This is a genomic window from Protofrankia sp. CiP1_Cm_nod1 (assembly GCF_920888515.1).
Taxonomy (GTDB): Bacteria; Actinomycetota; Actinomycetes; order Frankiales; family Frankiaceae; genus Protofrankia.
The window spans coordinates 1-3,075 of record NZ_CAKKTM010000189.1 but is presented as its reverse complement, the minus strand read 5'-3'; the positions used below and the strand labels follow the sequence as shown (position 1 = coordinate 3,075).

Sequence of the window (3,075 nt, the reverse complement as noted above, 5' to 3'; positions counted from 1 at the left end):
GGGCCGCACCGCGCCGCCCGGGCCGCACGATGCCGCATGAGCCGTGGGCCGCACGGCGCCGCGCGATGGCGCGGCGGGGGCCGGGCCCTGGCCGCCCCGCCGGCTGACCGGGCAGAGGCTGCCCAGCCCGCCCGTCGGACGGCCGGAATGACGATCAGGAGGGCACCGGGACCGGAAGGGCACCGATCAGGAGAGCCCTGGCCGGCAAGACGCCGGCCAGGAGAGTGGCTCCCGGAAAGCGGTGCCCGGGAAAGCGACGGCCGGCGGACGGGCGGTGCTCAGAACTCGTGCACCAGCTCGACGATGTGGGCGAGCACGTCCGGGTCGGTCTCGGGCAGCACGCCGTGCCCGAGGTTGAACACGTGGCCGTCCGCCTTGGCGCCGCGGGCGCACACGTCATGGACCTTCTCGGCGAGGACGTCACGCGGCGCGAAGACGGCGGTCGGGTCGAGGTTGCCCTGCACCGCCCGGCCCGGGCCGATCCGGCGGGCGGCCTCGTCCAGCGGGACCCGCCAGTCCACCCCCACCACGTCGGCCCCGGCATCGGCCATGACGGTGAGCAGTTCCCCGGTGTTCACCCCGAAATGGATGCGGGGGACGCCGTCCCCGGCGAACGCCTCGAGGACCCGCCGGCTGTGGGGCAGGACGTAGCGGCGGTAGTCGGCCTCGTCCAGCGCCCCGGCCCACGAGTCGAACAGCTGCAGCGCGCTCACCCCCGCGTCCACCTGGACCCGAAGGTAACCGATGGTGATGTCGGCGAGCCGGTCGGCCAGCTCGTGCCACACCTGCGGCGCGCTGTACATCAGCTGCTTGGTGCGGGCGTGCGTCCGGCTCGGCCCGCCCTCGACGAGATAGCTGGCCAGGGTGAACGGAGCCCCGGCAAAGCCGATCAGCGGGGTCGGCCCCAGCTCGCGCACGAGCGTGTGGACGGCTTCGGTCACGTACGGGACGTCGTCGCCGGCGAGCGGGCGCAGCCGGGCCAGCGCGGCACCGTCCCGGACCGGCTCCGCGACGACCGGGCCCACCCCGGCGACGATGTCGATGTCCACCCCGATGGCGACCAGGGGCAGCACGATGTCGGAGAACAGGATCGCGGCATCCGTACCGAAACGGCGTATCGGCTGTAGTGTGATTTCTGTCACCATATCCGGATCACGGCAGGAGTCGAGCATCGCCGTGCCCGCGCGCAGCTTGCGGTACTCGGGCAGCGCGCGGCCCGCCTGACGCATGAACCACACCGGAACATGCTCGGCGGGCTCGCCCCTGCAGGCACGCAGGAACGGCGCGTCGCGCAACTCGGGGCGTGGCCCGGGCACCCCACCCACCTCGGACGTCCCGCCTGGTTCCACTGGATCCACCGCCGGATCCACCGCTGCCGCACACATGACCCTGATGGTTGCACGTTCATCGCGAAGGATGCCTCCGACAGGGGGTGCGGCCCGGTCGCGACCTCCGTCACGCCCGCCACCACGCCTCCTGCCACGCCCACCGCCACGCCCACCGCGGCGCCCACCGCGGCACACGGACACGGACACGGACACGGACACGGACACGGACACGGACACGGACACGGCGACGCTGGCACGGGAATGCGGGCGAGGCGGGATGCCCGGTTTTTTTGACGGACGCCCCGGGTCCGCGGGCGCGGGGACACCGGTTCTGGGGACGCACAGATCTTGCCTGCCACCGGCCCGGGCCCGGGGGCGCGGGGGGCACCGGGCGGCGCGATGTGCCACCGCGCACGGGCGTCGCCGGAGGGTCGACAGGCCGCCCCGGGAACGGTTTATCTTCGACAATACGTAGAACAGGCTGGCCACCAGATCCGCGGGCCCTCCCCCGACGGCCGGCCGCCGGCGCGGCCATGCCGCCGCCATGACGGACATGCCCACCGACCCGCCAACCGCCAACCCGACACACCTGCCAACCCGACACACCTGCCGACCCGGTATGCCCGCCGACCCGATATGCCCGCACATCCGGCATGCCCGCCGGCCCGGCCATGTGCGATGACCCGACCATGCGCCATGACTGGCCATGCGTCATGAGTGACCATGCGCAACGACCGACCATGCATAACGACTACGGAGGCCGAACATGCCAGCCGACGGTGCCCACCGACGGTCCGACAGCGGCGACCAGCTGCTCGCCGCCGCCCGGCTGATCTCGATTGCCGAGGCGACGTCCTTCCTGCTCCTGCTGGCGGCGACCGTGATCAAACATACGGCCGACCACCCCGGTGGGGTCCGGGTGCTCGGGCCGATCCACGGCGTGCTCTTTCTCGCCTACTGCGCGCTCATCGTCGCCGTCGCCACGACGCGGCACTGGGCGACGCGGCGGACGCTGCTGGCGCTCGGGGCGTCCGTCCTGCCGGTTGCCCCCTACTTCGTCGAACGCCGGTGGCTGCGGGCACCGGCGGCCGGCCGCACCGCCGATGCCGCCCACGCCGGGCCGGGCGCCCCCGCTGCGTCGGCATCCGAACCCGTGTCCTGAGGCCAGCTCCGGCGAACCGTCACACCCATCTCTCGAGCCACCTCCGGCAGGTGAGCGCGGGCCGGCCCACGGTGCCGGCCGGTGGGGCCGGCCGGTGGGCCGGCCCGCGGCACGGCCACCGCGGCACCACGAAACGGCATGAACATCCCAATGGCCGCGCAACACAACCGTTACCGCGATGACTTATGTACCGGGCATCGTGCACGTGCACGACACGCCGGCACCGAATACGCGGAGATGGGGCCTGTCCGTGCCACCGTCAGGGAAGTCGGGATGGGATGAGAGGGCCTGTGATGTCCACGCACACCCTCTGTGTCGTGAGCATGCCCTGGGGAGTGGTGTCCGGATGGAACAGGTCCTTGTGGGCGGTGACGAGCTGATCTTTCTGATCTGCCCGCGGTGCGGCGACGAGCGCGGTTTCGAACAGCCCCCGTGCGCCGACGGGCACGGCGTGGACTGTCCCGACCGTGCCTGCGTCGACTGCGGAACAGCCCTGTTCGTCGGCCCGGGGCAGCCGGGGACGCCGGCCGCCCGGGCACGCACGCCGGAGCCGGAGCCGTCCGGTGGAGCAGCGCGCCACCCCCC

Annotated in this window: 3 protein-coding genes; 2 read left to right on the top strand and 1 reads right to left on the bottom strand. The window is 72.9% G+C overall.

From position 1 onward, the window contains the following. Positions 1 to 278: 278 nt before the first annotated feature. The gene (gene hemE / locus NBX02_RS08715) at positions 279 to 1,385 is read right to left on the bottom strand and encodes a uroporphyrinogen decarboxylase (protein ID WP_250282126.1); all 1,107 of its coding nucleotides are present in this window, start codon (positions 1,383 to 1,385) and stop codon (positions 279 to 281) included. Positions 1,386 to 2,094: 709 nt separating this feature from the next. Between hemE and NBX02_RS08710 the strand changes: the two genes are divergently transcribed. Together NBX02_RS08710 and NBX02_RS08705 are read left to right on the top strand one after the other, a co-directional pair. Beyond that, positions 2,095 to 2,490, top strand: coding sequence for a DUF3817 domain-containing protein (locus tag NBX02_RS08710; RefSeq protein WP_250282127.1), 396 nt, complete (start codon positions 2,095 to 2,097; stop codon positions 2,488 to 2,490). A gap of 346 nt (positions 2,491 to 2,836) precedes the next feature. Continuing rightward, the coding region (locus tag NBX02_RS08705; RefSeq protein WP_250290849.1) for a hypothetical protein at positions 2,837 to 3,075 on the top strand (239 nt) is incomplete at its 3' end.